Source organism: Alteromonas sp. P256, assembly GCF_036864455.1.
Classification (GTDB): Bacteria; Pseudomonadota; Gammaproteobacteria; order Enterobacterales; family Alteromonadaceae; genus Alteromonas.
Window position 1 is genome coordinate 1 of the sequence record NZ_JAZETM010000016.1, and the last position, 26,236, is coordinate 26,236.

The 26,236-nt window shown below is 44.6% G+C and carries 21 protein-coding genes; 10 read left to right on the forward strand and 11 right to left on the reverse strand.

From position 1 onward, the window contains the following. Window positions 1-153: 153 nt before the first annotated feature. The gene (locus V7R39_RS17130) at window positions 154-2,394 is read right to left on the reverse strand and encodes a penicillin acylase family protein (RefSeq protein ID WP_334032156.1); all 2,241 of its coding nucleotides are present in this window, start codon (window positions 2,392-2,394) and stop codon (window positions 154-156) included. A gap of 380 nt (window positions 2,395-2,774) precedes the next feature. Between V7R39_RS17130 and V7R39_RS17135 the strand changes: the two genes are divergently transcribed. Continuing rightward, on the forward strand, window positions 2,775-3,173 hold the full coding sequence (locus V7R39_RS17135) for a DUF3718 domain-containing protein (RefSeq protein WP_334032158.1): 399 nt from the start codon (window positions 2,775-2,777) through the stop codon (window positions 3,171-3,173). A 444-nt stretch (window positions 3,174-3,617) separates the two neighbouring features. Here V7R39_RS17135 and V7R39_RS17140 read toward each other — a convergent pair whose 3' ends face one another. After that, window positions 3,618-5,588 (reverse strand): methyl-accepting chemotaxis protein, encoded by a 1,971-nt coding sequence (locus tag V7R39_RS17140; protein WP_334032160.1) that lies wholly within the window; start codon window positions 5,586-5,588, stop codon window positions 3,618-3,620. Between the two features lie 372 nt (window positions 5,589-5,960). On the opposite strand from V7R39_RS17140, the gene V7R39_RS17145 reads away from it, so the two are divergent. Further along, window positions 5,961-6,395, forward strand: a complete 435-nt coding sequence (locus V7R39_RS17145; RefSeq protein ID WP_334032161.1) for a DUF3010 family protein — start codon at window positions 5,961-5,963, stop codon at window positions 6,393-6,395. 40 nt (window positions 6,396-6,435) lie between these two features. Here the strand turns inward: V7R39_RS17145 and V7R39_RS17150 are convergent, their stop codons facing one another. After that, window positions 6,436-6,591: a hypothetical protein gene (locus V7R39_RS17150; protein ID WP_334032162.1), complete on the reverse strand. Its 156-nt coding sequence runs from the start codon at window positions 6,589-6,591 to the stop codon at window positions 6,436-6,438. A gap of 143 nt (window positions 6,592-6,734) precedes the next feature. Between V7R39_RS17150 and V7R39_RS17155 the strand changes: the two genes are divergently transcribed. Then, a complete protein-coding gene (locus V7R39_RS17155) occupies window positions 6,735-7,298 on the forward strand; it encodes a DUF1439 domain-containing protein (protein ID WP_334032163.1) in 564 nt (187 codons plus the stop codon). 80 nt (window positions 7,299-7,378) lie between these two features. Beyond that, on the forward strand, window positions 7,379-8,590 hold the full coding sequence (locus tag V7R39_RS17160; protein ID WP_334032165.1) for a saccharopine dehydrogenase family protein: 1,212 nt from the start codon (window positions 7,379-7,381) through the stop codon (window positions 8,588-8,590). 85 nt (window positions 8,591-8,675) lie between these two features. Here V7R39_RS17160 and V7R39_RS17165 read toward each other — a convergent pair whose 3' ends face one another. From V7R39_RS17165 to V7R39_RS17175, 3 genes are all read right to left on the reverse strand, one after another. Further along, complete coding sequence (locus V7R39_RS17165; RefSeq protein WP_334032167.1) at window positions 8,676-9,830, reverse strand: acyl-CoA dehydrogenase family protein; 1,155 nt, start codon at window positions 9,828-9,830, stop codon at window positions 8,676-8,678. A 182-nt stretch (window positions 9,831-10,012) separates the two neighbouring features. Further along, window positions 10,013-11,221, reverse strand: coding sequence for a M24 family metallopeptidase (locus tag V7R39_RS17170; protein ID WP_334032169.1), 1,209 nt, complete (start codon window positions 11,219-11,221; stop codon window positions 10,013-10,015). 156 nt (window positions 11,222-11,377) lie between these two features. Beyond that, window positions 11,378-11,911 carry a retropepsin-like aspartic protease gene (locus V7R39_RS17175; protein ID WP_334032170.1) on the reverse strand — a complete coding sequence of 178 codons (534 nt, stop codon included), beginning with the start codon at window positions 11,909-11,911 and terminating at the stop codon, window positions 11,378-11,380. Between the two features lie 302 nt (window positions 11,912-12,213). Here V7R39_RS17175 and V7R39_RS17180 point away from each other — a divergent pair, with 302 nt between their 5' ends. Beyond that, the gene (locus V7R39_RS17180; protein ID WP_334032172.1) at window positions 12,214-12,579 is read left to right on the forward strand and encodes a hypothetical protein; all 366 of its coding nucleotides are present in this window, start codon (window positions 12,214-12,216) and stop codon (window positions 12,577-12,579) included. A 32-nt stretch (window positions 12,580-12,611) separates the two neighbouring features. On the opposite strand, the gene V7R39_RS17185 is transcribed toward V7R39_RS17180, so the two are convergent. Continuing rightward, entirely contained in the window at window positions 12,612-14,897 is a 2,286-nt protein-coding gene (locus V7R39_RS17185; RefSeq protein ID WP_334032175.1) for a winged helix-turn-helix domain-containing protein, read from the reverse strand. Between the two features lie 239 nt (window positions 14,898-15,136). Between V7R39_RS17185 and V7R39_RS17190 the strand changes: the two genes are divergently transcribed. After that, complete coding sequence (locus tag V7R39_RS17190; protein WP_334032177.1) at window positions 15,137-15,598, forward strand: hypothetical protein; 462 nt, start codon at window positions 15,137-15,139, stop codon at window positions 15,596-15,598. Between the two features lie 156 nt (window positions 15,599-15,754). Here V7R39_RS17190 and V7R39_RS17195 read toward each other — a convergent pair whose 3' ends face one another. Further along, window positions 15,755-16,873: an adenosylhomocysteinase gene (locus V7R39_RS17195; protein ID WP_334032179.1), complete on the reverse strand. Its 1,119-nt coding sequence runs from the start codon at window positions 16,871-16,873 to the stop codon at window positions 15,755-15,757. Window positions 16,874-16,998: 125 nt separating this feature from the next. Here V7R39_RS17195 and V7R39_RS17200 point away from each other — a divergent pair, with 125 nt between their 5' ends. Then, window positions 16,999-17,931, forward strand: a complete 933-nt coding sequence (locus V7R39_RS17200; protein ID WP_334032181.1) for an AEC family transporter — start codon at window positions 16,999-17,001, stop codon at window positions 17,929-17,931. A 24-nt stretch (window positions 17,932-17,955) separates the two neighbouring features. Here the strand turns inward: V7R39_RS17200 and V7R39_RS17205 are convergent, their stop codons facing one another. Beyond that, entirely contained in the window at window positions 17,956-18,843 is an 888-nt protein-coding gene (locus tag V7R39_RS17205) for a LysR family transcriptional regulator (RefSeq protein ID WP_334032183.1), read from the reverse strand. Window positions 18,844-18,941: 98 nt separating this feature from the next. On the opposite strand from V7R39_RS17205, the gene V7R39_RS17210 reads away from it, so the two are divergent. After that, the gene (locus tag V7R39_RS17210) at window positions 18,942-20,441 is read left to right on the forward strand and encodes a CoA-acylating methylmalonate-semialdehyde dehydrogenase (RefSeq protein ID WP_334032185.1); all 1,500 of its coding nucleotides are present in this window, start codon (window positions 18,942-18,944) and stop codon (window positions 20,439-20,441) included. 46 nt (window positions 20,442-20,487) lie between these two features. Next, the gene (mmsB, locus tag V7R39_RS17215) at window positions 20,488-21,363 is read left to right on the forward strand and encodes a 3-hydroxyisobutyrate dehydrogenase (protein WP_334032186.1); all 876 of its coding nucleotides are present in this window, start codon (window positions 20,488-20,490) and stop codon (window positions 21,361-21,363) included. Between the two features lie 196 nt (window positions 21,364-21,559). Here mmsB and dld read toward each other — a convergent pair whose 3' ends face one another. Next, on the reverse strand, window positions 21,560-23,293 hold the full coding sequence (gene dld / locus V7R39_RS17220; RefSeq protein ID WP_334032187.1) for a D-lactate dehydrogenase: 1,734 nt from the start codon (window positions 23,291-23,293) through the stop codon (window positions 21,560-21,562). Between the two features lie 228 nt (window positions 23,294-23,521). On the opposite strand from dld, the gene V7R39_RS17225 reads away from it, so the two are divergent. Beyond that, window positions 23,522-24,397, forward strand: coding sequence for a thioredoxin family protein (locus V7R39_RS17225; protein WP_334032189.1), 876 nt, complete (start codon window positions 23,522-23,524; stop codon window positions 24,395-24,397). Window positions 24,398-24,413: 16 nt separating this feature from the next. On the opposite strand, the gene V7R39_RS17230 is transcribed toward V7R39_RS17225, so the two are convergent. Next, window positions 24,414-25,862: a DEAD/DEAH box helicase gene (locus V7R39_RS17230; RefSeq protein WP_334032190.1), complete on the reverse strand. Its 1,449-nt coding sequence runs from the start codon at window positions 25,860-25,862 to the stop codon at window positions 24,414-24,416. Between the last annotated feature and the right edge of the window lie 374 nt (window positions 25,863-26,236).

Sequence of the window (26,236 nt, forward strand, 5' to 3'; positions counted from 1 at the left end):
ATCGGCACGCTGGCGTACCGTCCGAGTGTCGGCCCAGTCTAAGTCCGGCCTCTGGTACCATCTCTAAACCAACTATTTAGTTGGTTTTTTTGTATCTGCGGTTTGATTAATCGGCACTCTCGCGCGCCGTTCCTATGCAGTTCTCTAGTTTATTCAGCGCTGCCCTGGTTGATAAGTCTCTTCTGCGTTCGCAGCAATGTCGTCAGCATAAAAATACACATCACGCAATTTACCTGAGACATAGACTGCCGCTTGATCGTTGTAATGTGGAGAACTCGGATCGTTACTCAAGCCACCCGCGGTTATCGCCTTAGCCTTTAGCTTTTCGCCAAATTCAACTGCTGCCACAAAGCTATTTCCACGCGTGCCATAAATTCGTTTTGTTTCACCCTGGCCATAGTTTTGGCCGTAGGCCGCAAGAGCTCCCCACCGGCCAGACGCAAAACCAACGGGTAAGCTTGGTGCATCATCATCGAAATGCTGTCGAATATCGGGGCTAATGCGTTGGAAGCGATTAATTTCTCCCCATGGAGTCTGCCAGGTTCCAAAGTCACGAGCTAGCTTATCAACAGCCGACTTTAGAGAAATAAGGCGCTCATCATTAGAAGCCATGCTCTCCATATAGGTATAAACACTTACATCAGCCGCTCGCGCTCTATTGCGAACGGCCTGCATAAAATCCATGCCCCAGAAAACAGCAACAGAGGTAGGCACGCTCTCAACGCTACTGCGATTATCCCATGCTTGTAAAGCTGCTATAGGCGCTGCCAATGCCTTCTTTCGTGGGTTGGAGCTTGGCAGGTCGTTGAAGGCCTCGAACAAGGGTGGTAGCAATACATCAAAGCCAGTTAGGTGGCTATCGTAAGCGGCATCAATAAGGCTATCGACGTCAAAATCAGTCGTATTTGTGAGTAAATTAATGGCGTGAATACCGCGATAGTTTTCAGTGGTACCCGAATAGTACGCTGGGTAATCCTCCTTTTTAGGGCTGAACTCTGCCGCCGCGCTGTAAGGCCAGTTATTGGTATTTTGAATCCAGCCATTCCCTGGGTTTTTAATATGAATATGCTCTTCTAATGGATGAATGCCCTGCCAATCTGTAGCGGGGTTACTTCCATCTACTGGCTGGGTATAATCGAAAGCTGTATTTCGACGAGGTACAAAATTACCGTGAAAGTAGGCAATGGTGCCATCGGCGTCTGCATACACCGTGTTGTTAGACGAGTTTGTTAAGCCTTTCATTGCCGCATAAAACTCATCGTAATTTTGCGCTTTTGTGCGAATGTACGACTGCACAAGCGCTTTAACTGGCTCTTCCATCAAGCGCACCGACACCCACTTGCCGTTATGTGAACGTACGATTGGACCGCGATGGGTGAAATAAGCAGTGACTTGCTTTTGCTGCATAGTGCCGTCTTTTGCTTTGTAAGGTAGTTCGATAAGTCGCGTTTCGAGCTTGCGATGCTCATCGCCATATAAATAGTACAAACCATCCTCTTTTTCGATAACGGTTTCTGCGTATTCGTCTATAACGTCCACGTAGGTTGATGTGTGCATCCAACCCACACGCTCGTTAAAGCCTTGGTAGATAAAGAATTGTCCCCAGGTAGACGCTCCATAGGCATTTAGCCCTTCCTCTGATTGCACGTGAGCTTCGTGCCTGAAATAAAAGCTGGTATGAGGATTTACTAGAAGAAGCGCATTACCGTTTTTCGTACGACTAGGAGCAATAGCAAAGCCATTTGAACCACCTGGCTCTGAAGTTAATTGGTCAGGTGAATGCGTTGGTTTAGTTGGATACGGTACATTTGCCATATCATTACCATAGAACTCGGCCAATCGGGCCATATTTACGCCGCGCTCAATATCGCCACCTATACTGCCCTCACTAAAGGTCAGCGCCATCCACGGTTCAAAACGTGTTATTACTTTTGGCTTTACCTCGGGGTGCGTGTGAAGGTAATAATTCAAACCATCGGCAAATGCCACCATCAATTTTTTAAGCCACTGTGGGCTTTCTTCATACTGCTTTTTAATTTGCTCAGGCTGAATAAACAGCTTCATGCGAAGATCTCGGTATAGTTCATCCTCGCCGAGATCTTCAGCTAAACGGCCCATGGCATTAATATAATTGCGCTCTATTCGATTAAAGTCATCTTCGGCCTGGGCATACAGCATTCCAAACACTGCATCTGCATCAGTTTTCCCTTTAATATGGGGAATGCCCCAGTTATCGCGAGTAATAGTCACGTTCTTTGCCGTTGCTTCCCAGCGCAAAACGTCCCTTGATTGATTATCAATTGCCTGATCAACTGCGGGCGTCTTATGATCCGACGAGCACGCGGAAATAAACATAGTCACAAATACAGCAAAACAAACCGACAGGCACTTCATGTGCTTTTCCTTATTTTTAGTTGTAAGCAAAACCTACTACTCATTAATTCAACTGTAAAGAAAGCCCCACGCATTGATGTTCAAAGTGCCCTCAATGTCGATGAAAGCGTGTCCAACGCAAATTCAAATGCCTGCGAGATGATAAAAGCGCCCGAGGCTTAGATTAAAAAGCTCGCGGCTTAGATTAAAAAGCCCGCGGCGCTGATTTTTAATGAGCATTATTGGCTTCTCTGCAAAGGGCTTAACCTAAAGTATAGTTTTAAATACCTATATATCGCCCAACATGTTTTTGTTTTTGCGAAGGTGGCGTTTAATACAACTCAAGCAACGACGAGCGAGTTGCAAAAAACATTAAACCATTAACCACAGGAACTTTAACCATGTTGAAAATAGTTAAAACCTCTATCATCATCGCAGCATCTACACTTGCTTTCTCGAACGCAGCACAAGCAGACGGCATCAACGATGCACTAGCTAACATCTGCACTATTGTAGAGGCTGACGACAAAGGTGAGCTTAGAAAGAAAATGCGTAGCGTACAGTCAGATTACCGTTTGAAACTTCGCGATTACTACGCAGGTGTTTCCTGTAACGGTCAAAGCCTTATCCGCACGGCAGTAGTAAACAACGCTGTAGAAGTAGGTACATTATTGGTTAAGAAAATGCCAAGCAAAGACCTACAAGCGCCAGAAGCAGACGGTAAAACACTTCAAGCGTGGATTGCTGAGCAAGGCTTACAAGACTCACCCATTTCGGCTGAGCTTAACGGAAGAATTTAATCTCGTAGCGAACTAAATACATCACACCATGTGAGTAGCAGTTTCAACATGGTCGCGGCTCTTCGCCGCACTAGAGGCCCCTTAACTGGGGCCTCGCCTTTTGCCAAACAATAACCTCATCATACCTTGCAACGCCCCCCTTGCCTTTATGTAATTAATTTGTACCGCTACATATAGGATAGATTTATCGCTGCCTTTAATGTTTACTATGCGCTAGTCCGTATTCGCAGTGAGCGTGATTATAATGCAACTTTCTTCAAGCTCTGACATGAGAAGAATGATACAGGGCACAATCTCAAAAACTGAAATGTTAATAACTAAAGCGTTAAAAACAAGGGTGATAGAGACAGGCAGGGACGCTAAAATTTGAAGCGCTAAAATCTGTAGCTCTTAATAACCAAATACTCAGCGTTATTGCTCAGCATTACGTTAATGCCAAGCAGTTTACGTTTTATATTGCCCGACAACGTCGCGCATTTCTTCGGCAATATCAGATAGCCGTACTGTTGATAACGTGACATTTTTTACACCAGCAACATTTTCTTCTGCCTGGGTATTAATGTTCACTATTTTTTCACCAATTTCTTGTACTGCCATTGTTTGCTCACCCGATGCATGAGACACACTCTCGGCCACGCGTTCAATGGTATGCATTTTCTCTACGATACTATCGAGTACCAAGCGGATATCATCAGCGCCTCTAGCAGAGTCTTCAGCAAGAGAAATACCGCGCTTGATGGCATCGTTTGCTTGTAAGGAGCCCTGTTGAAGCGCAGTTACTATTTGCGAAATTTCCTTTGTCGAGTCGCTGGTACGAGCAGCTAGTGCGCGAACTTCATCAGCAACCACAGCAAAACCTCGCCCCTGTTCACCGGCGCGAGCTGCCTCTATTGCCGCGTTTAGTGCCAATAAATTTGTTTGCTCGGCAATGGCTTCAATTATATTGACCATGGTTGAAATACCTTGTGATTGCGTACTCAGGTTGTCAATACTCGACGACAGCGCCTCAACCTCGGCCGCTAAGACCTCAATGCTTTTTATAGCGTGAATAACTGTTTCATACCCTTTTTGCGTTTCTTCGGCTGCCATCGCCACACTTTCACTGTTTTCCTGCATTGCAGTATTAACCTGATTGGCATTTTCACCCATTTGTTCCGACGCAGCAGAGATGGTAGAAACGTGCTGCTGTTGCCCCACTAAATTCACTTCGGTTTGCTGTATTAAGGTGGCAGTGTCCGCACTTAGTGAAGCAACTTCTTGACTGAAACGTTGAAACTTTACCAAATCATCTTGAAATTGCGCCAAAATAGAATTCACCTCTTCGGCTGCTCGCCCCAAGGAATCATCACTTTTCTTGTTAATGCGAATTGACAGGTCCTTTTGTTTAACTATTTTTTTAATCGCTATCGTCATCTCTGACGACTGTATTTGCGTGAGTCGTAATATTAAAAATAAAATAACGCTAAAAACACCCGATACCAGTAGCAGAACAAACGAAACCGCAAGTGCTCCCTGGTGATGCTGTATTAAGCTTTTCTCGGCTAACAACACACCCTGTAAAAGCCTATCTTGCAATGCTTTTAAGCTGTTTATACGCCGAGTACTTGCAGCAAACCATTGTTCGGCGTCCACTTGAAAGTTAGACGACTGAGTCTCAAGCAACTTTCGATATTGCTCAACGTCTCGTTCGCCTTGGGATTGTTGGAAGGTTGTCAGCAGTGAGGTAGTATCGTTATCAGACAGCAAAACGCTAGCGGCCAGATACGCCGCCTGCTTCGTAGCCAACTGATTCGCACGACGCAGCGCAGCATTTGAAAATGAATCACTGGCGAACCCATTACTTAATACCGCTCTTTCAATACCTGCATTTTCCTTTGCATAGGCAAGGTTAGCAATACTGAACAATTTTTGCTTTATATCATGGGCCTTTGAGAGATTGGCAAACTCTTTATTTAATGCCAGCAATGCAGAGATATTAGACGTGTAATATGATAATGCTTCTGTCAAAGACACGCTAAGTGCGTTAACGCTACGCCTAATAGACGCTAAGCGCTCTAGATTCGAAAGCACGTCATTTATGTGGCGATTGACTTCACCATCAGCTTGCTGGGCTGCTTTTAAATTCTGCAGTTTATTTTTTGCATCGTCGGTTGCGCGTTGTTGTGCGGATAAGGCCGATGCAAACTTTGCCCCCTTAGCGCCAATAAACGCCGCAGACATACCCCTCTCTTTTTGCAATTCATGCACCAACTGGTTACTCAATATTGCTATCGATACTTGGTCTGAAATAGCGCTAGCACGGCGAATTGAAGAAACATCACTGATAGATTGATATGACAAAACAAAGAATAATAAAATTGCAGGAATAAGCGAAAGTGTAACTGTGTATTTTGAAAAAAATCGAGTGATGTTCATAGTTACAGCGTCCTAAATTTTAAATGTCTTTTGCATGCGTATTGAAACCTTGAAATTCTGACTTCAAATACAAAAAAATATCACTTCAATGTATTTTCAACATTTTAGATTGTTATAGATGACAAACCCATCCAACATTGGTCTAATTTACAAGAGTAAATGGAAAACTTACGGGAGCGTAGCAGAGTACAACTCATTTGCACAATCCTAGGGTATACACTAGTCTTGGGCCTTACGGTACTGATTTTAAAGATTGCGACATACACTTTTCTAACACATCACTCGACGTACCACTGCAGGGACCCATAACAGCACGTATGGCTTCCAATGATAATTACGGTACACTGAACACAAATATAAATAGGAAATAGTATGAAAGTTTGTGGTGTAGATCTAAAAGGTAATGAAGCGACAGTATGTCTTTTGTCATTAATAGATGGCTTGTTTCATGTACCCGACTGCCGAACCCGCCGTTTAACGCTGGCCGATACCAGTGCGAAAGGTCTTAAAAGTTTTCAAAGCACATTTGAAAAATTAATGACCGACTATAAAATTGATGCTGTCGTTATTCGTCAGCGCCAGAGTAAAGGCAAATTTGCTGGCAGCGCCATTGGATTTAAGCTTGAAGCGGCTATTGAATTAATTGATGGGTTAGAGGTTGTTGTATTTGGCCCCACCGAAATTAAAGAATCGTTGCGCAGAAACCCGGTTGCAGTGCCATTTTCAGATACAGGGTTAAAACAATTTCAAGAGCCTGCTTTCACCACGGCCTATGCTTGGTTAATGAAACGTGCTCACCAAGAGTAACAGCATTAAGCGCCTGCAATTATTACAGGCGCTTTGCTGATTAATTGACGACTATTGCCCAGTTCGCATCATCTTCTGACGCCGACCAATAGAAGTTTATAGGCACCGCTCCCTCTTCAACAACCCACACTTGAGCCACTAAATTTTCAACATCACCACCTATTGTTAACGGGTACTCAGCAGAGCCAGACGGCAAGGTGGTGCGAAGTTGGCATATTTTGAATCACAGCTGAAACTATTAGCTAATAGGAAAAAGCCTTATGACGTTAAAAGGTAGACCTCACACACCCTTTAATGTCTACTATGTGACAACATGAATGTAATAAGAGAGTAATCGTAATGAAGTTTTTATCCCTATTGGCCGCCATGGTATTTTTGAATGGGTGCGCAGCACTGTCTCAGCTATCTGTGTATACGGTTTCAAATGCAGATGTAGAGCAGGTATTAGGAAGTCAGCTAGATAAACTTCAGCAAAAAGCGTCGCTTGCTGGTATTCCTTTGCTTTTAGAGGTAAATGACATATCAGTAAACATTGGCCCCGAAGGAAGAGATGTTGTTCAGTTGGGCACCGACGCCACAGCCAGCATAAACGCGTTTGGTTTTAGCTATCCCGCCAAAATACGCTTGTCTTTAGAAGGCACCCCTTATTATGACAGTGAGAAAAAAGCGATTTTTGTTCACTCATTGTCGTTGCTTGATAGCACTGTGGATGCGGCGGGATATAAAGGCAACCTCGCACCTTTAGGCAAAGAAGTGATGCAGCTTATCAATGGCTACTTAGTGTCTAACCCCGTGTATAAATTAGACACAACAAATAAAACGGTTAACCTTCTCTCTAGTATTCCCATTACATTATCTGTTGAGCAAGGAAAGCTTGCTCTTCGCCCTCAGCAGGGCAAGTAGAATAGATAGATAAGTAGAGAAACTGACCTAGCTTAGATATTCGTACCTAGATTTTACCACCACATTATTATAAGAAGAATATGAACACGACTATGCCCACAAAAGAATTCGACATACTGTTATATGGCGCCACCTCCTTCGTTGGCAAAATCATGATTTCCTATCTTGCTACCTACGCTGAAGAAACCTTTTCTTGGGCCATTGCAGGAAGAGATGAGCAAAAGCTTCTCGCATTAAAAAAAGAGCATGGCTTAACATCAGTCCCTCACTTTGTTGCTGATGCCAGCGACGAAACCGCGCTTACCGCGTTGTGCGAGAAAACCAACGTTATTATCTCCACTGTGGGGCCTTATGCGCTATACGGTGAGACTCTGGTAAAAGTATGTGCAAACACCGGCACGGATTACTGCGACTTAACCGGTGAGCCTCAATGGATAAAAGCGATGCTCGATAAATATGAGCCTCAGGCACAAGCCTCAGGAGCTCGTATTATTAACTGTTCAGGATTCGATTCAATTCCATCAGATTTAGGGGTTTATTTTTCCCAGCGAAGCGCTATTGAAAAAACGGGAAGTCCTGCCGCGCAAATAAAGATGCGGGTATATAAGATTAAAGGCGCAGCATCTGGGGGCACTATCGCCAGCATGTTAAACGTGCTTAAAGAGGCCAGTGACAACCCGAGTCTGAGAAAGCTTTTGGTAAACCCTTACGTGCTTTGTAATGCTGGACATCCTTTTCATTTACGCCAAAAAAATCATAAGAAAGCAGAATACGACAACGAACTTAGCATTTGGACAATGCCCTTTGTTATGGCAGCCATTAATGAACGTATTGTTCATCGCAGTAATCAACTGCTTGGTACTATGTATGGAGAAGCCTTCAAATACGATGAAGCTATGTCCAGTAAAACCGCAAGCACGGCATGGATAACAACCCTGGGTTTAGGCGCATTTGTAGGGGCGGCCAGTTTTGCGCCCATTAGGAATTTACTCGCAAATCACATTTTACCAAAACCTGGTGAAGGCCCATCGGTTGAAGACCAAGAAAACGGCATGTTCGACATGCGCTTTTATGCTGAATTAGACAATGGCAAGAGACAGGTAGTACAAGTTACCGGTGACAAAGACCCGGGGTATGGCAGTACTGCAAAAATGCTTTCGCAAGCCGCGCTTTGCTTGGCAAAAGATATACCTAATGTCAAAGGGGGCTTTTGGACACCCGCATCAGCGCTTGGTGATGCTTTGATACATCGTTTGGGGAAGCATGCCGGTGTTAAAATAAAAGAACTATAAAAGAACCATACAAGAACCGTAAAAGAAATAAAGCCCGCACAATAAGCGGGCGCATTAAATACGCTAGTTAAACGAAGAAAGATAGTTAACGCCCGAGCATTCCGCGTGCAATGACTTCTTTCATAATTTCGGAGCTGCCTGCATAAATGGTTTGCACCCGTGCATCTCGATAAAAACGTGAAATAGGATACTCATCGGTATAGCCATAGCCGCCGAATAATTGCAGACATTCATTCACCATTTTCAGCTGCATCTCGGTGGCTGCCAATTTAAGCATCGCGGCATCGGTTACCGTCATTTCGTCACGACTAAACTTGTCCATGTGTTTTTCTAATAGCGCTTTACACATTTCAAGTTCAGTCTGACATTCGGCTAATTTAAACCGCGTATTTTGAAATTGCCCTACTGTTTGACCAAACGCCTTGCGTTGGGTTACGTAATCAATGGTAAGGTCGAGTGCACCTTGTGCATGGCCAATAGCTTGCACTGCGCAACCCAAGCGCTCTCTAGGTAGCTCTTGCATTAAATAGGCAAACCCACGTCCCTCTTCGCCCAATAGTGCGTTAGCTGGAATTTTCATATTTTCAAAAAAGAGTTCGCCAGTATCGCTGCTGTGCTGACCTATTTTGTGAATGGGTTTTCCGGTAGAAAACCCAGGAAGACTGGTGTCGACCAAAAACAACGACACTCCTTTAGCACCTGCTTTTGGATCGGTCTTGGCGCAAACAATGATCATATCCGCCTGGTTGCCATTGGTAATAAACACCTTTGAGCCGTTGAGAATGTAACTATCACCCTCTTTCACAGCGTTGGTTTTCATGCCTGCCACATCGCTGCCTGCATTAGGCTCTGTCATTGCTAATGCGGTAAGCACTTCCCCTGTGGCCATTTTCGGCAACCAGTAGTCTTTTTGTTCTTCGGTTCCGATGTTTAACAGATAGGGCGCAACAATATTGGCGTGAATATTATAGCCCGTTGCTAAACTGTGCAGACCGAGACGACACATTTCTTCTTGAATCATCTGACAAACATCAAAACTAGCATCAGCTGCCCCATACTTTTCAGGCATATCAACAAGCAACATTCCCGCTCGTCCCATGGTATGCCACACTTCCCGAGGCATATGATGGTCGTCTTCCCATTTTGAATAATTCGGCAGTATTTCTTGGTCCATAAAACGCAATACCATGTCTTTGAACATAGTAAGCTCTTCATTGATAGCAGCATTATTGTCAGACATCACTTTACCTCATGAGACTTAGTCGGGCGGCAATTCGCCCTTTTAAATTTACAATTTTTTTACAACTTTTTAAATTAGCGTGAGTGTAGAGGATCCCACTGAAGGGTTCGAATGATGTTTATCTAGTATGCGTAATCACTACTACTTATTGACCGGTATGAGACAGGGTTTTAAAAGCCGCTTTAGTCATTAAACGGCTCAGTGATTGATTTACTTGGCTTGGTGAACCATACAGGGCCGGCGTCAGTGACATAAAAATGATCTTCTAAACGAATGCCAAACTCACCGGGCACAACAATCATAGGCTCGTTACTAAAACACATACCGGTCGCTAATTGATGAGGATTGTCTTTTACTAGGTAAGGCCATTCATGAATGTCCATCCCAATGCCATGACCTGTACGATGAGGCAATCCTGGCAGCGTATAATCTGGCCCTAAGCCTTCAGCTTCTAAGCTGTGTCTTGCAGCTGCATCTACGTCGCCGCACGTGCTTCCCACCGTTGCCACATTAAACGCCGCTATTTGCGCTTGTTTCTCACTACTCCACAGCAGCCTTTGCTTTGCACTTGGCTCGCCAAAACAATAGGTTCGTGTAATATCTGATAGGTATCCATGCAGCTTGCAGCCAGTATCGATTAAAACAAGATCGTTGGCTTTTAAAACCTGCGGCTCTTTCACTCCGTGTGGAAATGAGGTGGCCTTGCCAAACAAAACGATACAGAAATAACTTCCACTTGCACCCACTTTCCTGTGGGCTTCGTTAATGAATGCCTCTACTTCCGTAGTTGTCATTCCTTCTTTGAGCATACTTGCGGTTGCCTTATGAACCGCTAACGTCATATCCATGGCTCGCTGAATAAGTGCTAGCTCATGAGGCGATTTGTGCATACGGCAATGGGCAGTCACTTCGCTACCATTGATTATTTCCATGGTTTTAGGCAGGGTTTTACTGAATCCATCCACAATGAAAAACTGTGTTGATTCGTCGACTGCAACCTTGCTGCCATTCGCGGTATCAATGTCGCTCAGTAGCTCTGCGAATAAGGCGTAGGGGCTCTCGTGCTCTTGCCAACCTTCTATGTGTCCAGCAATAAGCTTACGTTCTTCTAAGGAATCAATCTCAAAGGTCGGGGCAATATAAACAACGTCTCCACGCGCTGGCAATATGGCGCCAACTAAGCGCTCGCTGGCGTACCACTGCATTCCCGTAAAATAGGCTAAATTAGTACCTGCATTGAGATAAAGTGCAGCTATATCATTGGCCTGCATGTAGCGCTGCGCTTTTTCTATTCTGCCTGTGTGCTCTGAAACAGAAGTTGGGAACATATCTGTTGTCATGTCGCGCAGTGTTGATAATGCTTCTTGCTGAGTTTTTCCGCCAATTTGCATGAAATGTTTGCCTCGTTACGTCTAATGCAGTGTGGCTAATCTACATGATTGGTAATAGTGCCGATAGGAAAACACCCTAGAGAACAGAATGAAAAAGATAGAACAATGGAAACTGGTTTTTACAACACGCTTTTATTGCACTGTTTATAAAAGCGGCTATAAAACAAGTTTTGCAGGGCTTTTTGCGAGTAATTCTGAGCTGATATCATCGTCGCATTGGTGCAGCGTTAATGTGGGTGGCGACATTTGGATACCAAACGGTGCTGCTCTGCCCAACACTTCCATTCCAAGGATATTGTGCTGATTGTCCATTACGGCCACCTTTACATTATCAAAATGACAGTCTGCACTTAACGCCAATGTAGGTATGGTGTAAAGCTTCACTTTGTGCTTTTTACCGTTCGCTAGTTTTGCAATCACCACGCCCTCTTCAGTCACATCTTGCTGAGCTGCAAAAACCTTAAAGGTGGCTTTATTCAAAATAGTTAGGGAAGAGCCAGTATCAATGAGATAGTTGAATTCGCGCTTGTCCGCATCAAAACTTTGTAAGTACAAGGTTCCGCCACTGCTGCTTGTTAACGAAAACGAATTGGCGTTAGCCACACTACTGCTCAATACATTGCCTGTGAATACTGCAATAAATATCGTCAACAAGGTGCTTATTGAAAGGCGCTTAGTGTGTGTTTTCATATATCGTAATTAGCTTCATTCGCAGCAATGAATTGTATGAAGATAAACACAGCAATAACGAAGCCAAATAATAAGCCTATGATTTTGCAATAGTTACTTAATTTTTCAGCAGCACTTCGCACCAGCAGCGTGCAAAGCAGCACATAAAACGTGCAACCCCCTTATTTGTTGATAAAGCCTTTTTGCTAATACCTTATTAACTGATAGTTTTTGCCTATCGCGAGATAGGGTTATTTTTTTGTCATCAAAAGTTAGACTTTAGACGTACTAACCAGCGATTATTCGCAAAATGAGGGTTTACCATGAAGAAACTTGTACTACCTCTTTTACTGCTATCTTCGATAGCCGCAGTACCGTTCACTTCTGCTGTTGCCAATGAAGGCGCTAACAACGCAAGTGTAACGAAAATGATTATTGTGGATCGTACCGGCAAGCCGCCTTTTAAGCGCAAACTTGTTGAAGTACAGGAGCACGATGTGGCTCAGTTTGAGCTGCTAGGTGCCGCCACTGAATGTGAAAATAGAATGAGCGTGGACATGCGTGGTAAGCCGCCATTTAAACGCTCAGTCGAATGCATCCCAGTTATTGACGTTGCTCAATTTGAAACTATTGAAGAAAACAGCAGCTCAACCAATTTCAGCGGTCACCCTCCATTCAAACGCCGTTAATAGCCTATCGGCTATGTGAACTTAAAGCGGTGTCAATCTGACACCGCTTTTTCAAATCTGTCTTTAAACCCAGTCCGCTTCGCCCATACCGGGTAAGCGTTAATAAATGTGGTCAGCGCTGTGCTAATATTAGGCACTGATTGAGAAGAAAGCTGAAGTAGTGCCAACGCAGCCTCCGCGTTGTGGCTATTTACCATTGGGTTAACTGTGTTGAGCGATGGGAAATGGGCGCGAATGACATCAAAGCCAACATTTTCTTGCTGTGTCGCTATGTATCCTTCGGTGAGCATGGGAATAACACTGAATGCTTGCGTCTGCTTTTGAAGAAGCGGCTCCATAAGCGCGATATCTGTATTGCTTATCGCTTCCCTCTCTAGCCTGTCTCCATGGGTTTTCCAGAATCTGGCCGTGGTGGTATCACCTAGCAATGACGCGGTATGGGTAAACCATTGGTTCGCTTTATTTGCATTGCCCTGTACTGAATAAAGCGTGCCAAGGTATGCGGCGTTAATCGTTGAAAATGGATCGATGGTCAAACAGGCTTCCATAACATCGATGGCGTCATTATTGTTGCCCTGTAACGCTAGCACCCTAGCCTTCCACACATAAGCCCATGTGTAAGCACTATCTAATTCCAATGCGTTATCAAGCGCGGCCAGCGCTTGCGTCGTCTCACCTCGCCAATAGTGAACAATAGCGAGGTTAACATTCACCCATGGTGATAGAGGTTCTATCTCACGCGCTTGTTGTGCAAACGACAGTGCTCTATCGGGTGATAGCTGCGCTAGCGCCAACTCTGAATGTAAGTAAAGACTCGTTGCATTGTTTGCATCTTCGCTCAGAACACGATTTAGCGATGCTGCTGCTTTTTTAAAGTCAAAACTTAAGGTTGCCAAAATAGCAGTGGCATTGTGAGCATTAGCGTCGTTTGGGTTTAAACGCAGTGCATTATTAATAGCAGCCCTTGCCTTAGGCAACGCCTGCTCTTGGGGTATATATAAATCATAAAAATTATAACGCGCATAAATGTACGCAAGACTGCCATAGGCAGCAGAAAACGCAGGGTCGTGATTAACAGCGTCTAAAAACGCGGCTTCAGCTTTATTAAACCACTCGCTGGTAGTGCCGTTCATCCACCAATATGTACCTTTTAGATACGCTTGGTAGGCAGCAGCATTGTCGGTGATCCCTGCCTTTATTGGCGTCTTAGATGAAGAGTGGCTGCTGGAAACCTGCGCAATAATTGCATTGGAAATTTCAAGCTGCACTTTTAATAAGTCATTATTGGTGACATCAAACTGAGCAGTCCACAGGGCTTTGTCTTCAAATGGGGCAATCAGTCGAACGGATATTCTAAAGCTTTGATTAATACGCCTGACGCTTCCCTCAAGGGCATAATTTACGTTTAAGGCCGTGGCAATGTCAGCAAGAGAAAGTCCTTTCTTGGTCAGCGCCAAAGTAGAATATCGCGAAGGTACGTTAAAGCCAGGAGTCGTCGACAAGCTCGAAATTATTTCCTCGGTAAGCCCAAGTGAAATATACGACGAATCGGTATCATTTGAAATCTGGCTAAAAGGCAGTATTGCAATGGAATTGCTCTCAAGCGAAGCTTGCTTGGTGCTGTCTATCAACGGGTTGTCACTCCCTGTGAATACCCATGTGACAGCGGTTGCGATAACAGCAACCACCAGCACACCAGCTAGCAACCAAAGCCTCTGGCTCTTTTTTAATGTGCTCTTCTGACTGGAGCCAGTGTTGGAGTCTCTGCTTGAGTCTTTATTTGCATCTTCATTTACAAGTGAAGCGCTGCCTTCGATAGATGTAGTTGCAGACTTTTGGTTTTGGTTTAGGGCTCGGTTTTGGTCCAGGCTTTGGTCCTCAGTGTTGCCACCGGTTTCAGCATTCATGTTGACTGCTGCTTGCGTCGTTGGGGTGCTCAAAGAGGACTTAATTGCAGACGGTATATTTGAAAGCTGATTATTTGCAGAGCTCACAGCCGCAGATAGCTCAACAGGCGTTACCGTAAGCTTGTAACCTAGTTTGGGGATGGTTTTAATAAGCCGCTTCGATTTATTATCGTTTAGCGCATGACGCAACTGAGAAATAACCCGTGACAGAGCTTCATCAACAACAATTCGTTCTCCCCACACCACCTTGTGCATGTGCTCTCTGCTGACTGCCTCAGGTGCATTTTCTGCCAAAACTTTTAACACTTTTATACATTTCGGCTCAATTTTCACAGTGCTATCGTCGCTGGAGATCGTATTATCCGCGGTATTAACAATATAATTTTCAATACTAAATAGCGTAGACGGCACCAAGCGACCTCATTTCAAAAAACATAAATAATTGAATTATTTGCACTAAAACAGAAAAATAATGAACATTAGGTTTTCATTAGAAAGAAATTTGTTCGTAATTATCTTTTCATCATGTAATTAAATCGAATTTCACTATTCTCCACTCATCGTTTAACAAAACGTTAACCAGCGTCTGACTCACGGCAACGCGATTAGACTAAAAGCAATTCAACTAGCGCGACAAGTGGAAAACTATCATGACTAAACTTTTAACCCTAGCAGCCACACTTCTTTTTGCGACTACTGCGTTAGCGCAAAATAACAATAACGTTTATCAGCTTCGTACTACCGTGGAAAATGTGTACGGCGTTCAGGAAATAGAGAACGGCAATTATACAGATGGCATTCGCAAATTAAATGCGCAACTAGCGCGCACTACGGTAATGACCAAGCAGGCTCCACTGCACACAAACCTATGTGTGGCGCACATCGCAACGGGCAATTTAGAAGCAGCCCAACCCCATTGTGCAAAGGCCGTTGCCCAGTCAGGTAATAAGAGTATCGCCCTAAACAACCTAGCAGTGTTGAACTGCTTAGAAAACAAAGCCACGCTGTGTGTTGAGAATTTCGAGCGTTCGGTTGCAGCAAATAAGCTCAACCGCTTCTCATCAAATAATTTAACGCTTGCGAATACTCGCCTTCAAATTTCTAAAAACTAACACAAGGTTTTGTTTTTCGCTTGAGAAGCTTTTTTTAAAAAACGCGTGAAACAACAGCATAAGGCAACGGCGTAAGCCATTGCCTTTCTTGTACTAGCCCAGCGTTAACGCTTCAACGTAACATACACATTTGAAATGCAGCATTAAAGCAAAGGCCTACAGTGCAGACTTCCAGGCTTTCTCAGGCAATAAGTAAAGCCCGCTTTGATGTGTCGAACCCTCGCCCACAATATGCCCTATGCCTGACGCCATCACAGCCAGTGTGACATCAAACGCATTCAGGCTGTCGCCGTAACCTGCCGTTAAGTTAAACATAGAGCCATCTGCCAATAAGAAGATGGTTTTGTTTTTGAGCTTATACGCATTGACATAAGGCATAGGCTCGCTGTGACTGCTATTGTCTTTTAGATAGGCAACGTCAATCTCTTTAGCCACATGACCCACATTTAAGATAAACGCGTTATCTTTCATGGTATCTAAATGCCTAGCGCCAATAACCCCTTCAGCGCCCGTTGCCGTGGCAATGATGTCAGCGTCTTTAACCGCTTCTTCTAAATCTACCACCGGCCAGCCGTCATATTTTGCCCGCAGCGCTCGAGCTTGATCCAGCTCTGCAACCTGAACTTGTGCCCCAAATGCTTTGGCTGACGCCGCCACACCTTGGCCAACTAAACCGTAACCGACTACTACTACTACTTTTTCGTGCAGCGTTAGGTGTGTGGTTTGAAAAAAGGTTTGCCAGGCGCTAAGCCCTACCATATGCCGATTATGTAGCCCCTCTTTTACAGGTAAGTCGTCCCAGTTGAATATAGGGTAGCGTGGTGCCATACCGTTTAAACGACTGATACCAGAGCCTGTGGCTTCCAAACCCGCTTTTATAGTGGGCGTAGACTCTCCTTTGTCGGCGTTGTCATGTAACCGAGTGGTGAGATCTGCGCCCATCTCGCACAAATGCGTTGGCTGCCAGTTTAATGCTTTATCAAAGGACGCCGACCACTCAGCCTCGCTCATATCACGCCATGCATGTGCTTTTGCCCCCTTTTCAACTAAGTAATTTACCACGTCGTCTTGAACGGTAGTGGGATTACAGGTTGTTAAAAATATCTCGCACCCTTGCGATAGCAGCCCATCCACTAAAGGAGCCATTTTTAAGTCTAAGTGCATATTACAGGCTAGTTTTACATTGCTTAAATCGGGTAATAAAGAAACAGCTCGCTTGGTACGAGGCATATGAAGACATGCCCAGTCTAGCTCGGCTTGAAAATTTTGATACATGGAAAAATACGAGAAAAAGAAATCAAGCATACGCTAGAAAGAAGATTTAAATCAATGCATACAGCCCTCTTGCAAGTCAAAAGTTTGTTATCCTATTCATCACTGTTACTCAATTCACTTTATCAATGCTCTCATTTATTACCAGCACCTTATTTCCCGTTCTCATCCTTTTACTTTTAGGTTGGTACTTTGTTCGCATCAAGTGGCTTAACGATGGCTTTGTAGAATCTGGATCTAAGTTGGTTTTTAACTTAGCTCTACCCGCGCTGCTCTTTCTCTCTATTAGTCAGTCTGACTTTGCCAAAGCGGCTAACCTTCCATTGGTTGCAATCGGTCTTATGGGTACGTTGGCCATGTTTGCTGCCCTTGTGGTTCTTGCTCACTTCACCGTTAGCAATACCAATGCAAAAGGCGTTGTTGTGCAGGGCGGATTTAGGGCAAATATGGGCATTATTGGCCTTGCGTATGCGGCTAATACCTACGGGCAGGAGGGGCTAGCGGCTGCCTCGGTATACATGGGTTGTATTACTATTTTGTACAACGTGTTATCAGTTTTCATTCTCAATTTTTATCAAATAGGCTTGAGTACGCCAATTAACCAAATAAAGGGAATTGCGAAAAACCCGCTCATTTTGTCTATCGTTATGGCCCTGCCATTTTCGTACTATCAATGGCCATTACCCGACGTTGTGCTTAAAACTGGGGAATACTTTGCCCAGTTGACGTTACCGCTCGCGTTAATCTGTACTGGGGCTTCGTTGCAATTTCGGTCTTTCTCTAGTGATTGGTACAACATTGTCGTGACGACAATAAGTAAATGTATTGTCTACCCAGCGCTGTTAGTTGGAATGGCATATATGGCGGGCATAAGGGGGATGAGTTTGGGCGTGCTGCTGTTACTTTCTATCGCTCCTACGGCAGCGGCCAGCTATATCATGGTGCGAAATTTAGGTGGCGATCACCGTTTAGCCGCAAGTATTATCGCAGTAAGCACCCTAGCCTCTTTACCTATTACGGCATTAGGATTCGGCACTTTGTCAGCGCTTGGACTGGTGTAGCTCAAAAAACCAGACAATATTGACCTAGCTATCGCAGAAACGTTTACTTTCCTTTTCCACCTCGTCAGTAAGCCAATTAATAAAGGCTTGAAAACGCGCTTGAGAATGGGTTTCTTTGTGGGTAGCTAACCAAAACGTGCGTTTAATGTGAATATCTTTTTCTAAAAGTCGAGTAAGCCCTTGCTGATGCTCTGCAATGAACTTAGGCAATATGCCTACCCCAGCGCCATTAATTAACATTTGGTATTGAGCATGAATACTGGTACTTCTTAACGCGCTTAGTTGAGATAGTGCGGTTTCCTCGATAAATTTGAGCTGTGGGGCAAATACCAAGTCGGGCACGTAACTGACTAGGTTAAATTGGGCGAGTTCACTCAGAGACTCTGGCTTCTCCTCTTCGACTAAAGACGCTTTGGTATACAAATATAAACAGTATTCAGTGAGCTTTTGAGTAACGAGTAATCCTTTGCTTGGCTTCTCAAGAAGAATGGCAATATCGGCTTCTCGTTTATTCAAGTTTAAAAACCCGCTTGTTGCCACCAGCTCAATACAAATACCAGGAAACAGACGCTTAAATTCGGGAAGCCGCGGGGCTAAAAACCAATTGCCAAACCCTTCTGACACACTGACTCGAATAGTACCCGCTAGATGTGAGCGCTCATCATGTAGCTCATTTTGCGCCTCGAGAAAATAATGTTCTGCTTTCTCGATGTAGTTAACTAGCTTAACGCCATGAGACGTTAAGACATAACCCTTGTTCGTTAACTCAAATAATTTGCAGTTTAAAGAATCCTCAAGCTTTTTTACACGGCGTATAAGTGTAGTGGGATCTAACTCAAGTCCTTTAGCTGCAATTGCTACCCGACCGTTTCTAGCCAGCCCGAGAAACAGCCTCATGTCATCCCAATTCATCAGTACACCTGCATTTTTACAGCACCAAGCTGTAAGTATATGTATTGATCTTGCAAACACAAGGTTTCAATATTGTAAAAAAATCTAGGAGTAATTACGTGAGACAAATTAATCATTATATCGCAGGTAAATCATATAGCGACGAGTCAGAAAGCACTGCGTCGGTTTTCGCACCAAACACAGGCGATGTTCAAGCTGAAGTATTCTTAGCCAATCAAAATACCTTACAAAAAGCTGTCGATTCTGCGCTAGCAGCTCAAACTGAATGGGCAGCGACTAACCCGCAGCGCCGCGCACGGGTAATGTTTAAGTTTAAAGAGCTTCTTGAAGCTAACCGCGACAGACTAGCGCAGCTATTATCAAGCGAACACGGAAAAGTATTAAGCGATGCGCAAGGCGACATTCAGCGCGGTTTAGAAGTTATTGAATTTGCTTGCGGTATCCCTCACGCTCAAAAAGGTGAATATACCGAAGGCGCAGGGCCAGGCATTGATGTGTACTCTATGCGTCAGGCTTTGGGCGTGGTAGCAGGTATAACACCGTTTAACTTCCCTGCCATGATCCCAATGTGGATGTTTGGTGTGGCAATAGCGTGCGGTAACTCGTTTATTTTAAAGCCGTCTGAGCGCGATCCATCGGTACCGGTAGAGTTAGCGAAGCTAATGACAGAAGCAGGTTTACCCGACGGCGTACTCAATGTGGTTCACGGCAACAAAGAAGCCGTAGACGGCATTTTAGACCACAAAGATATCAAAGCAGTGAGCTTTGTAGGCTCAAGCGACATTGCAAACTACGTTTACGAGCGCGGAGCACGCGCTGGCAAACGAGTTCAGGCCATGGGCGGCGCTAAAAACCACGGCATTATTATGCCCGATGCCGACCTTGACCAAGTTGTCGCTGATCTGGTAGGCGCGGCTTATGGATCGGCGGGCGAACGCTGTATGGCACTGCCGGTAGTAGTGCCTGTGGGTGAAGAAACGGCTGAGAAGCTTAAGGCAAAACTCATTCCAGCAATCAAAGACATTATGGTTAGCCATTCTGAAGATCCTAATGCCCATTACGGACCTGTAGTTACCGGCGAGCACAAAGCGCGTATTGAAGGCTACATCGACCTTGCTATTGAGGAAGGCGCTGAGCTTGTTTACGACGGTCGTAACTCGCAAATCCCCACTGACAGCAAAGGCTTTTTTATCGGACCTACGTTGTTTGACCATGTCACTAAAGACATGCGTTCTTACCAAGAAGAGATTTTTGGCCCGGTACTGCAAATTGTGCGAGCTAACGACTTTAATGAAGCGGTTAATCTTGCCAGCGACCATCAATACGGTAACGGGGTAGCCATGTACACCCGTAACGGTCACGCGGCCCGTGAATTTGCCCAGCGAGTCAACGTGGGCATGGTGGGTATTAATGTACCTATCCCTGTGCCTGTTGCTTATCACACCTTTGGTGGCTGGAAGCGCTCTTCATTTGGAGACACTAACCAGCACGGTATGGAAGGCGTTAAGTTCTGGACGAAAGTGAAAACTATTACGCAGCGTTGGCCTGATGGTTCAGACACCAACGATAACGCGTTTGTCATCCCTACCATGGGCTAATGAGATAACACGCCCTCGATAACACGTAGGATAAGGAATTTAAAAAATGACTACAGTTGCAATTATTGGCCTAGGTAACATGGGTTCTGGCATGGCCGACAACCTGGTAAAAGGCAATTTTGATGTAACGGCGTTCGACCTTAGCGAGGCCGCGCTAGACAAAGCGAAAGGGTTTGGCTGTAAGTTCGCATCCTCTGCGGTTGACGCTGTAAAAGGCGCTGAAATCGTAGTAACCATGCTGCCTGCCGGAAAGCATGTGCACGATATCTACGCCAATCAAATACTGGCTAATGTGGATAAAAATACGTTGCTAATAGACTGCTCAACCATTGATGTAGGCACAGCAAAGGCAGTATCTGAATTAGCTGAAAGCCACGGACTGAAAATGCTGGATGCCCCTGTTTCTGGTGGAACAGCGGCGGCAGCGGCGGGAACGCTTACCTTTATGGTGGGCGGTGATGCCGATGCGTTTGAAAAAGCGCAGGGCGTACTCGGTGCAATGGGCAAGAAAATTGTCCATGCAGGAGGCCATGGCGCAGGTCAGGCAGCTAAAATTTGTAACAACATGTTGTTAGGTGCCTCAATGATAGCCACCTGTGAAAGCCTGCAGCTAGCGCAAAAGCTAGGCTTAGACCCTCAAGTGTTTTTTGATATTGCGTCTAATGCCTCCGGTCAAACGTGGTCATTAACCACGTATTGCCCGGTAAAAGGTGTAGGTCCGCAAAGTCCAGCTGATAACGATTTTGCTGACGGCTTTGCCTCAGCACTTATGCTTAAGGACTTAACACTAGCCATGCAGGGCGCTGAAGGAGTTGATGCTCAAGTGCCTATGGGCGAACTTGCGGCCAAGTGGTTTGAGCAACACTGCGATGAAGGCAATGGCTCACTCGATTTTTCATCGATTATCAATAAGCTTGCCTAAGCTAACGCGTAAACTTCACGCTTCAGAGCTTGAAATATTTAAAAACTAGGCCCAAAAAAGCCGATATTGAGTGTCACGTTGTGGACATATCAATATCGGCTTTTTTTATTTTTAGCAGTTTGAAGTCTGTTGTTAAGGCTTCTGGTTAACACCGCTTAGCTAAACCTGCTTCTCTATAACTGTCTTTCATAACTGCCTAGTCGTGACCGCCACAACAACCACCAGCTTGGTCAGCCCAGTTTTTAAACTTCGTGGTTTTACCGATACCCGGGTTGAAGCTATTTGTTGGGTCGAGCTCTCGATAGAAGTTACGCAATGTCTCTTTGGCTGCATACTCATGCCCCACATTGTGCTCTGCTGGGTATTCCGCCTTGCGCTCGTCAAAGGTGGATAATATTTTATTTTTTAGCACTTTTGCATCAGCGCCTTTTTTGACGATGTAATTTTGATGCATCACGTGGCAAAACAGATGACCGTAATACAATTTAGTATCTATCTGTTCATCAATGTCTTTAGGGAGTACTTCAAACCATGCAGGGTCGTTGCGGCGAAGGGCAACATCTATCGTCATCATAGCGCCCACCTCCTTGCCGTGCATAATATGATAACGACCAATTGCACCACCCGCTACAAAACGATGAAGTATGGCCTTATCGGCTTCATCTTCGGTACATTCGAAATAGTCACCTTCGTTGGTTTTGAAAAATTCATTGAGGTATTGGCGAGCTTCATCAACACCCTCATTACTCATTTCTAAAATCCAGTGATGCTGGTATTTATCTCTGAATTCATCCATGCGTTTGGGCAAATGATTTGGAAATAAATAGCTAAAAGCCTGCATAACACGGTCTGACATTTTATTCGGTAAAAAACCTAATTTATCCGCGAACGCATCGAATTTACGTTTAAACGCAAACAGTTGAGGGATAAACTTTGCACCCAGTTTATTGATAACAATAAACATGTCTTTACCGTATTTCTTCGACACGTCATAACAGTCGCGATGCAAATACTCACCGGAATCTGGTAGATGCTTAAAAGTAGAGAGAATATCTCTGCGCACCGAAGTAAATACGTTCGCATCGTTTGACCCCACATAAAACACCTGCTTTTTATCCGGTATGGGGAAGGTGTCTAAACGAACGGCAAATACGGCAAGTTTTCCCGCACATCCAGAGGCATCATGCAGTCTGCGACCATCGTTGTTATAGCGCGATGGTGTGTCTGAATCGACGTCTCGCACCCTAGCATCGTATTCATTGTCCGACGCCCTTGCATCAGGCTGCTCTACATCAGAATCTGTCCAACGTTTGTTTTCTAGATTCTCAAGCATTTCTTCAGGATCATTGCCCAATTTGATGCCGAGGTTATTCACCAATGAGAGCGTGCCGTCTGCGTCAATTTGTGCAAATAAAGCAAGCTCTGTATAGGCTGGCCCGCGCTTAACAAGCGCCCCGCCGGAATTATTACAAATGCCGCCCACTATTGATGCGCCGATGCACGAAGAGCCAATCACTGAATGAGGCTCTCGGCCATAAGGCGCTAGCTGCTCCTCTAAACCGAATAACGTACTGCCTGCAAGGCCAACTATTTGCTTGCCCTCGTTCACTAACTGAATATCGTCAATACGCATGGTGCTGATGATAACAAGGGGTCTATCGTATTCTTTTCCATCAGGCGTAGAACCACCAGTAAGGCCTGTATTTGCTGCCTGCATAATGACTGCTACATCTGCATCGACACATAGCTTTAACACTCGCCAAATTTCTACCAGCGAACCCGGTCTTACTACTGCTAATGCTTCCCCAGAGCCAAAGCGAATGCCTTTACAGTAAGGCTGCTTTTTGGCTGAGTCGGTTAGTAAATAAGCGTGTCCAACAACTTTTTGCATAGACGTAATCAACGACTGGGTATCAAGGTGCGCGGCCATGGGTCTCTCTATGTTAAAACAGGAATTTTTTGCTGGTGAGGAACTATACACGAAAGCGAAATAGAACAAAGAGGCAACCGTTAGGTTCTTAATACAATTTACTTATATTTAATGAGGCTAAAACCGGTAAACCCATGAGCTTTTTTTAAAGGGTAACGTTGAATATGCGGTTCCTAGTTGAGTTGTGATACATTGAATGCAGACAACATATTCATATGACACCAAAAAATGAAATCAACAGCTCAGACCCCTGTACTATCGCTTTTAACTGCACGCCTATTAACCGCACGTCTATTAAGCGCACGCCTGTTAACCGTAATGGTGATAACCGTCCTATCTTCACTGCTATTTGCTACATCAACGATGGCGGGTAATAGCAGAAGTAGTGATAAAAGTACGCTCTCTTATGCGCCTAGTGAATCCCCTTTACAGGATGTGATTGATGCACAAGAAAAGGCAAAAAATAACGACACGCTTTTGTTGGTAGTATTAGGTGCAACGTGGTGCCATGACAGTACAGGTCTTGCCTCACACTTTGAATCTGAAGCACTTCAACCTATTTTAGAAAAATACTACACAACCTTACTTGTGGATGTAGGGTTACTGGAAGATAGACGCAGCATTACCAAGCGGTTTGATTACCCCATTTATTACGCGACTCCCACTGTGATGATTGTTGAACCTAACACAGGAACCTTACTTAACCGCGCCAGTATGGCGAGGTGGGCACATGCTGATAGCATTCCGCTTATTGATTATGTTGAATATTTTACCGCTCATGGAGAGTTAAGTGAGCAAGAAATTGCTGCATTACAGTCTTATACGCCCACGACTGAAGAGATGTCCTATAACGAACAGTATGCTGCTCGTTTACAGGCTGCCTATAAGGAGCTATCGCCTTTGTTAAAGGATGATATCAATGGTGACTTAGAAGGTGACTCAGCCGACAATTTTTACGCTATGTGGAGAGAAGTTCGCCAGTTTCGTGCGACTTTGCAAAAGGAGCTAATGGAACGAACTCAAGCACAGCTAAACAAGGGGGATGTGTCATTGGAAACAAAAAAGGCCACACTCACTGAGCATGGCCCTTTTTCATGGCATTGACGTGCTAAATAGCGCCCTAAGCGTTTTGGGGCTTTGAGCGTCTGGCGGCAGAATGACTGCTGCCGTTACCTTTAGACTGACTTTGGCCCGCAGAATTACCGCGATTGCTACCTTCCGTATTTGATGAGCTGCGTCTCTTGTTTTTAAACTGAGCTCCTGCTTTATTAGAACTGCTTTTATTAGCACCGTTTTTATTAGCCCCGCCTCGATTTGCGCTTCGTCCATTCTCAGAACCTTGAGATCGATTTGCACTATCGGACGTCTTTGCCGCTTTAGGCTTCTTAGGCTTCTTAGGCTTTTTCGGCGCAGACAGTGTGGTGGCTGGAACCGGCACCTGAGGAGCAAACCCCTCTAATGTCTCTCTTGGAAGCAGTTTTTGAATGAGGGTTTCAATATCTTTAAGACTTTGAAGTTCATCCACACTCATAAAAGACCATGCTTGTCCGCTTGAACCTGCGCGTCCTGTTCTACCAATTCGATGAACGTAATCTGCAGGCGTATTTGGCAAATCAAGATTCACAACAATAGGCAACTCACTGATGTCGATGCCTCGAGCGGCGATATCGGTTGCTACCAATACGTTAATGTCGCCTGATTTAAAATCTGATAGTGCTTTGGTTCTCGCACCCTGACTTTTATTGCCATGAATAGCGGCAGCTGGAATCTTCGCTTTCGACAGTTTGTCGGCAACGCGATTGGCACCATGCTTGGTACGGCTAAATACAAGTACCTGACTCCACTTTTCCTGCTTTATAAGGCTAATAAGCGCTGACGTCTTTTTAGACTTATCGACTGCAATCAAATGTTGCTTCACTGAGTCTACGGTGGTGTTTGCTGGCGCCGTAGAGATGTGAACTGGATCGCGAGTAATCGTTTGCGCTAATGCCGTAATTTCTGGCGAAAATGTAGCAGAGAAAAGTAAACTTTGACGCTGGGAAGGCAACAGCTTAAGTACTTTTTTAATATCATGGATAAAACCCATGTCCAACATTCTATCTGCTTCATCTAACACAAGTACTTCTAGCTGAGAAAACTTCACAGCGTTTTGTTGATATAAATCGAGAAGACGACCCGGGGTGGCGATAAGCACATCAACACCTTTTCTCAACTTCATCATTTGCGGGTTTATACCTACACCACCAAATACAACTGCCGTCGTTAACGGCACAAAAGTGCTGAACGAACGAATACTTTCTTCAACTTGGGCAGCGAGCTCTCGAGTAGGCGTTAGCACTAAGGCTCTAATGTTGTTGCCCGACGCTTTTTTACCCTCTAATAGATTGTGCAATATAGGCAGGCCAAATCCTGCCGTTTTTCCGGTTCCGGTTTGCGCAGCAGCAAGTACATCTTTCCCTTCCATCACGACGGGAATTGCTTTTTCTTGAATGGGTGATGGTTTGCTAAACCCTTGTTTCTCGATTGCTTTCAACAACGGCTCGGCAAGCCCTAGCTGGGAAAATGACATTAATTAACTAACTCCTGAAAAATTGTTGCTTTGTCTGATAAAGCAGTAGGTACCTGTGGGTGAAGCGAGAATGCCGTTTTGCTAACCGATGGGCTATTTTGCTAACCGATGGGTTTAAAATATAAAGGGGATGACCAAGACACCGAAGCGACTTAAAAAGCTCTTTTGATTTATAGTACAAGATGGAATAAACGCACGCTACTATCCTGTCAAAGCGCGCGCGAAGTCTATCATTTATAGCATGTGATAACCAGCACACTTTTTAATCATGGCAATTCTGCGCATGGTTATTTAACGCTTTTTCGGCAATTTATTGACTGTGCTAGACTAACGGCTGTTATCTGTGCTGTACGGATTTTGGTAGCTATTTTTGG

Bases quoted from the DNA above. Each gene is read 5' to 3' on its own strand.
- V7R39_RS17130 (WP_334032156.1), bottom strand. From the start codon at position 2,394: ATGAAGTGCCTGTCGGTTTGTTTTGCTGTATTTGTGACTATGTTTATT.
- V7R39_RS17135 (WP_334032158.1), top strand. From the start codon at position 2,775: ATGTTGAAAATAGTTAAAACCTCTATCATCATCGCAGCATCTACACTT.
- V7R39_RS17140 (WP_334032160.1), bottom strand. From the start codon at position 5,588: ATGAACATCACTCGATTTTTTTCAAAATACACAGTTACACTTTCGCTT.
- V7R39_RS17145 (WP_334032161.1), top strand. From the start codon at position 5,961: ATGAAAGTTTGTGGTGTAGATCTAAAAGGTAATGAAGCGACAGTATGT.
- V7R39_RS17155 (WP_334032163.1), top strand. From the start codon at position 6,735: ATGAAGTTTTTATCCCTATTGGCCGCCATGGTATTTTTGAATGGGTGC.
- V7R39_RS17160 (WP_334032165.1), top strand. From the start codon at position 7,379: ATGAACACGACTATGCCCACAAAAGAATTCGACATACTGTTATATGGC.
- V7R39_RS17165 (WP_334032167.1), bottom strand. From the start codon at position 9,830: ATGTCTGACAATAATGCTGCTATCAATGAAGAGCTTACTATGTTCAAA.
- V7R39_RS17170 (WP_334032169.1), bottom strand. From the start codon at position 11,221: ATGCAAATTGGCGGAAAAACTCAGCAAGAAGCATTATCAACACTGCGC.
- V7R39_RS17175 (WP_334032170.1), bottom strand. From the start codon at position 11,911: ATGAAAACACACACTAAGCGCCTTTCAATAAGCACCTTGTTGACGATA.
- V7R39_RS17180 (WP_334032172.1), top strand. From the start codon at position 12,214: ATGAAGAAACTTGTACTACCTCTTTTACTGCTATCTTCGATAGCCGCA.
- V7R39_RS17190 (WP_334032177.1), top strand. From the start codon at position 15,137: ATGACTAAACTTTTAACCCTAGCAGCCACACTTCTTTTTGCGACTACT.
- V7R39_RS17195 (WP_334032179.1), bottom strand. From the start codon at position 16,873: ATGTATCAAAATTTTCAAGCCGAGCTAGACTGGGCATGTCTTCATATG.
- V7R39_RS17200 (WP_334032181.1), top strand. From the start codon at position 16,999: ATGCTCTCATTTATTACCAGCACCTTATTTCCCGTTCTCATCCTTTTA.
- V7R39_RS17205 (WP_334032183.1), bottom strand. From the start codon at position 18,843: ATGAATTGGGATGACATGAGGCTGTTTCTCGGGCTGGCTAGAAACGGT.
- mmsB (WP_334032186.1), top strand. From the start codon at position 20,488: ATGACTACAGTTGCAATTATTGGCCTAGGTAACATGGGTTCTGGCATG.
- dld (WP_334032187.1), bottom strand. From the start codon at position 23,293: ATGGCCGCGCACCTTGATACCCAGTCGTTGATTACGTCTATGCAAAAA.
- V7R39_RS17225 (WP_334032189.1), top strand. From the start codon at position 23,522: ATGAAATCAACAGCTCAGACCCCTGTACTATCGCTTTTAACTGCACGC.
- V7R39_RS17230 (WP_334032190.1), bottom strand. From the start codon at position 25,862: ATGTCATTTTCCCAGCTAGGGCTTGCCGAGCCGTTGTTGAAAGCAATC.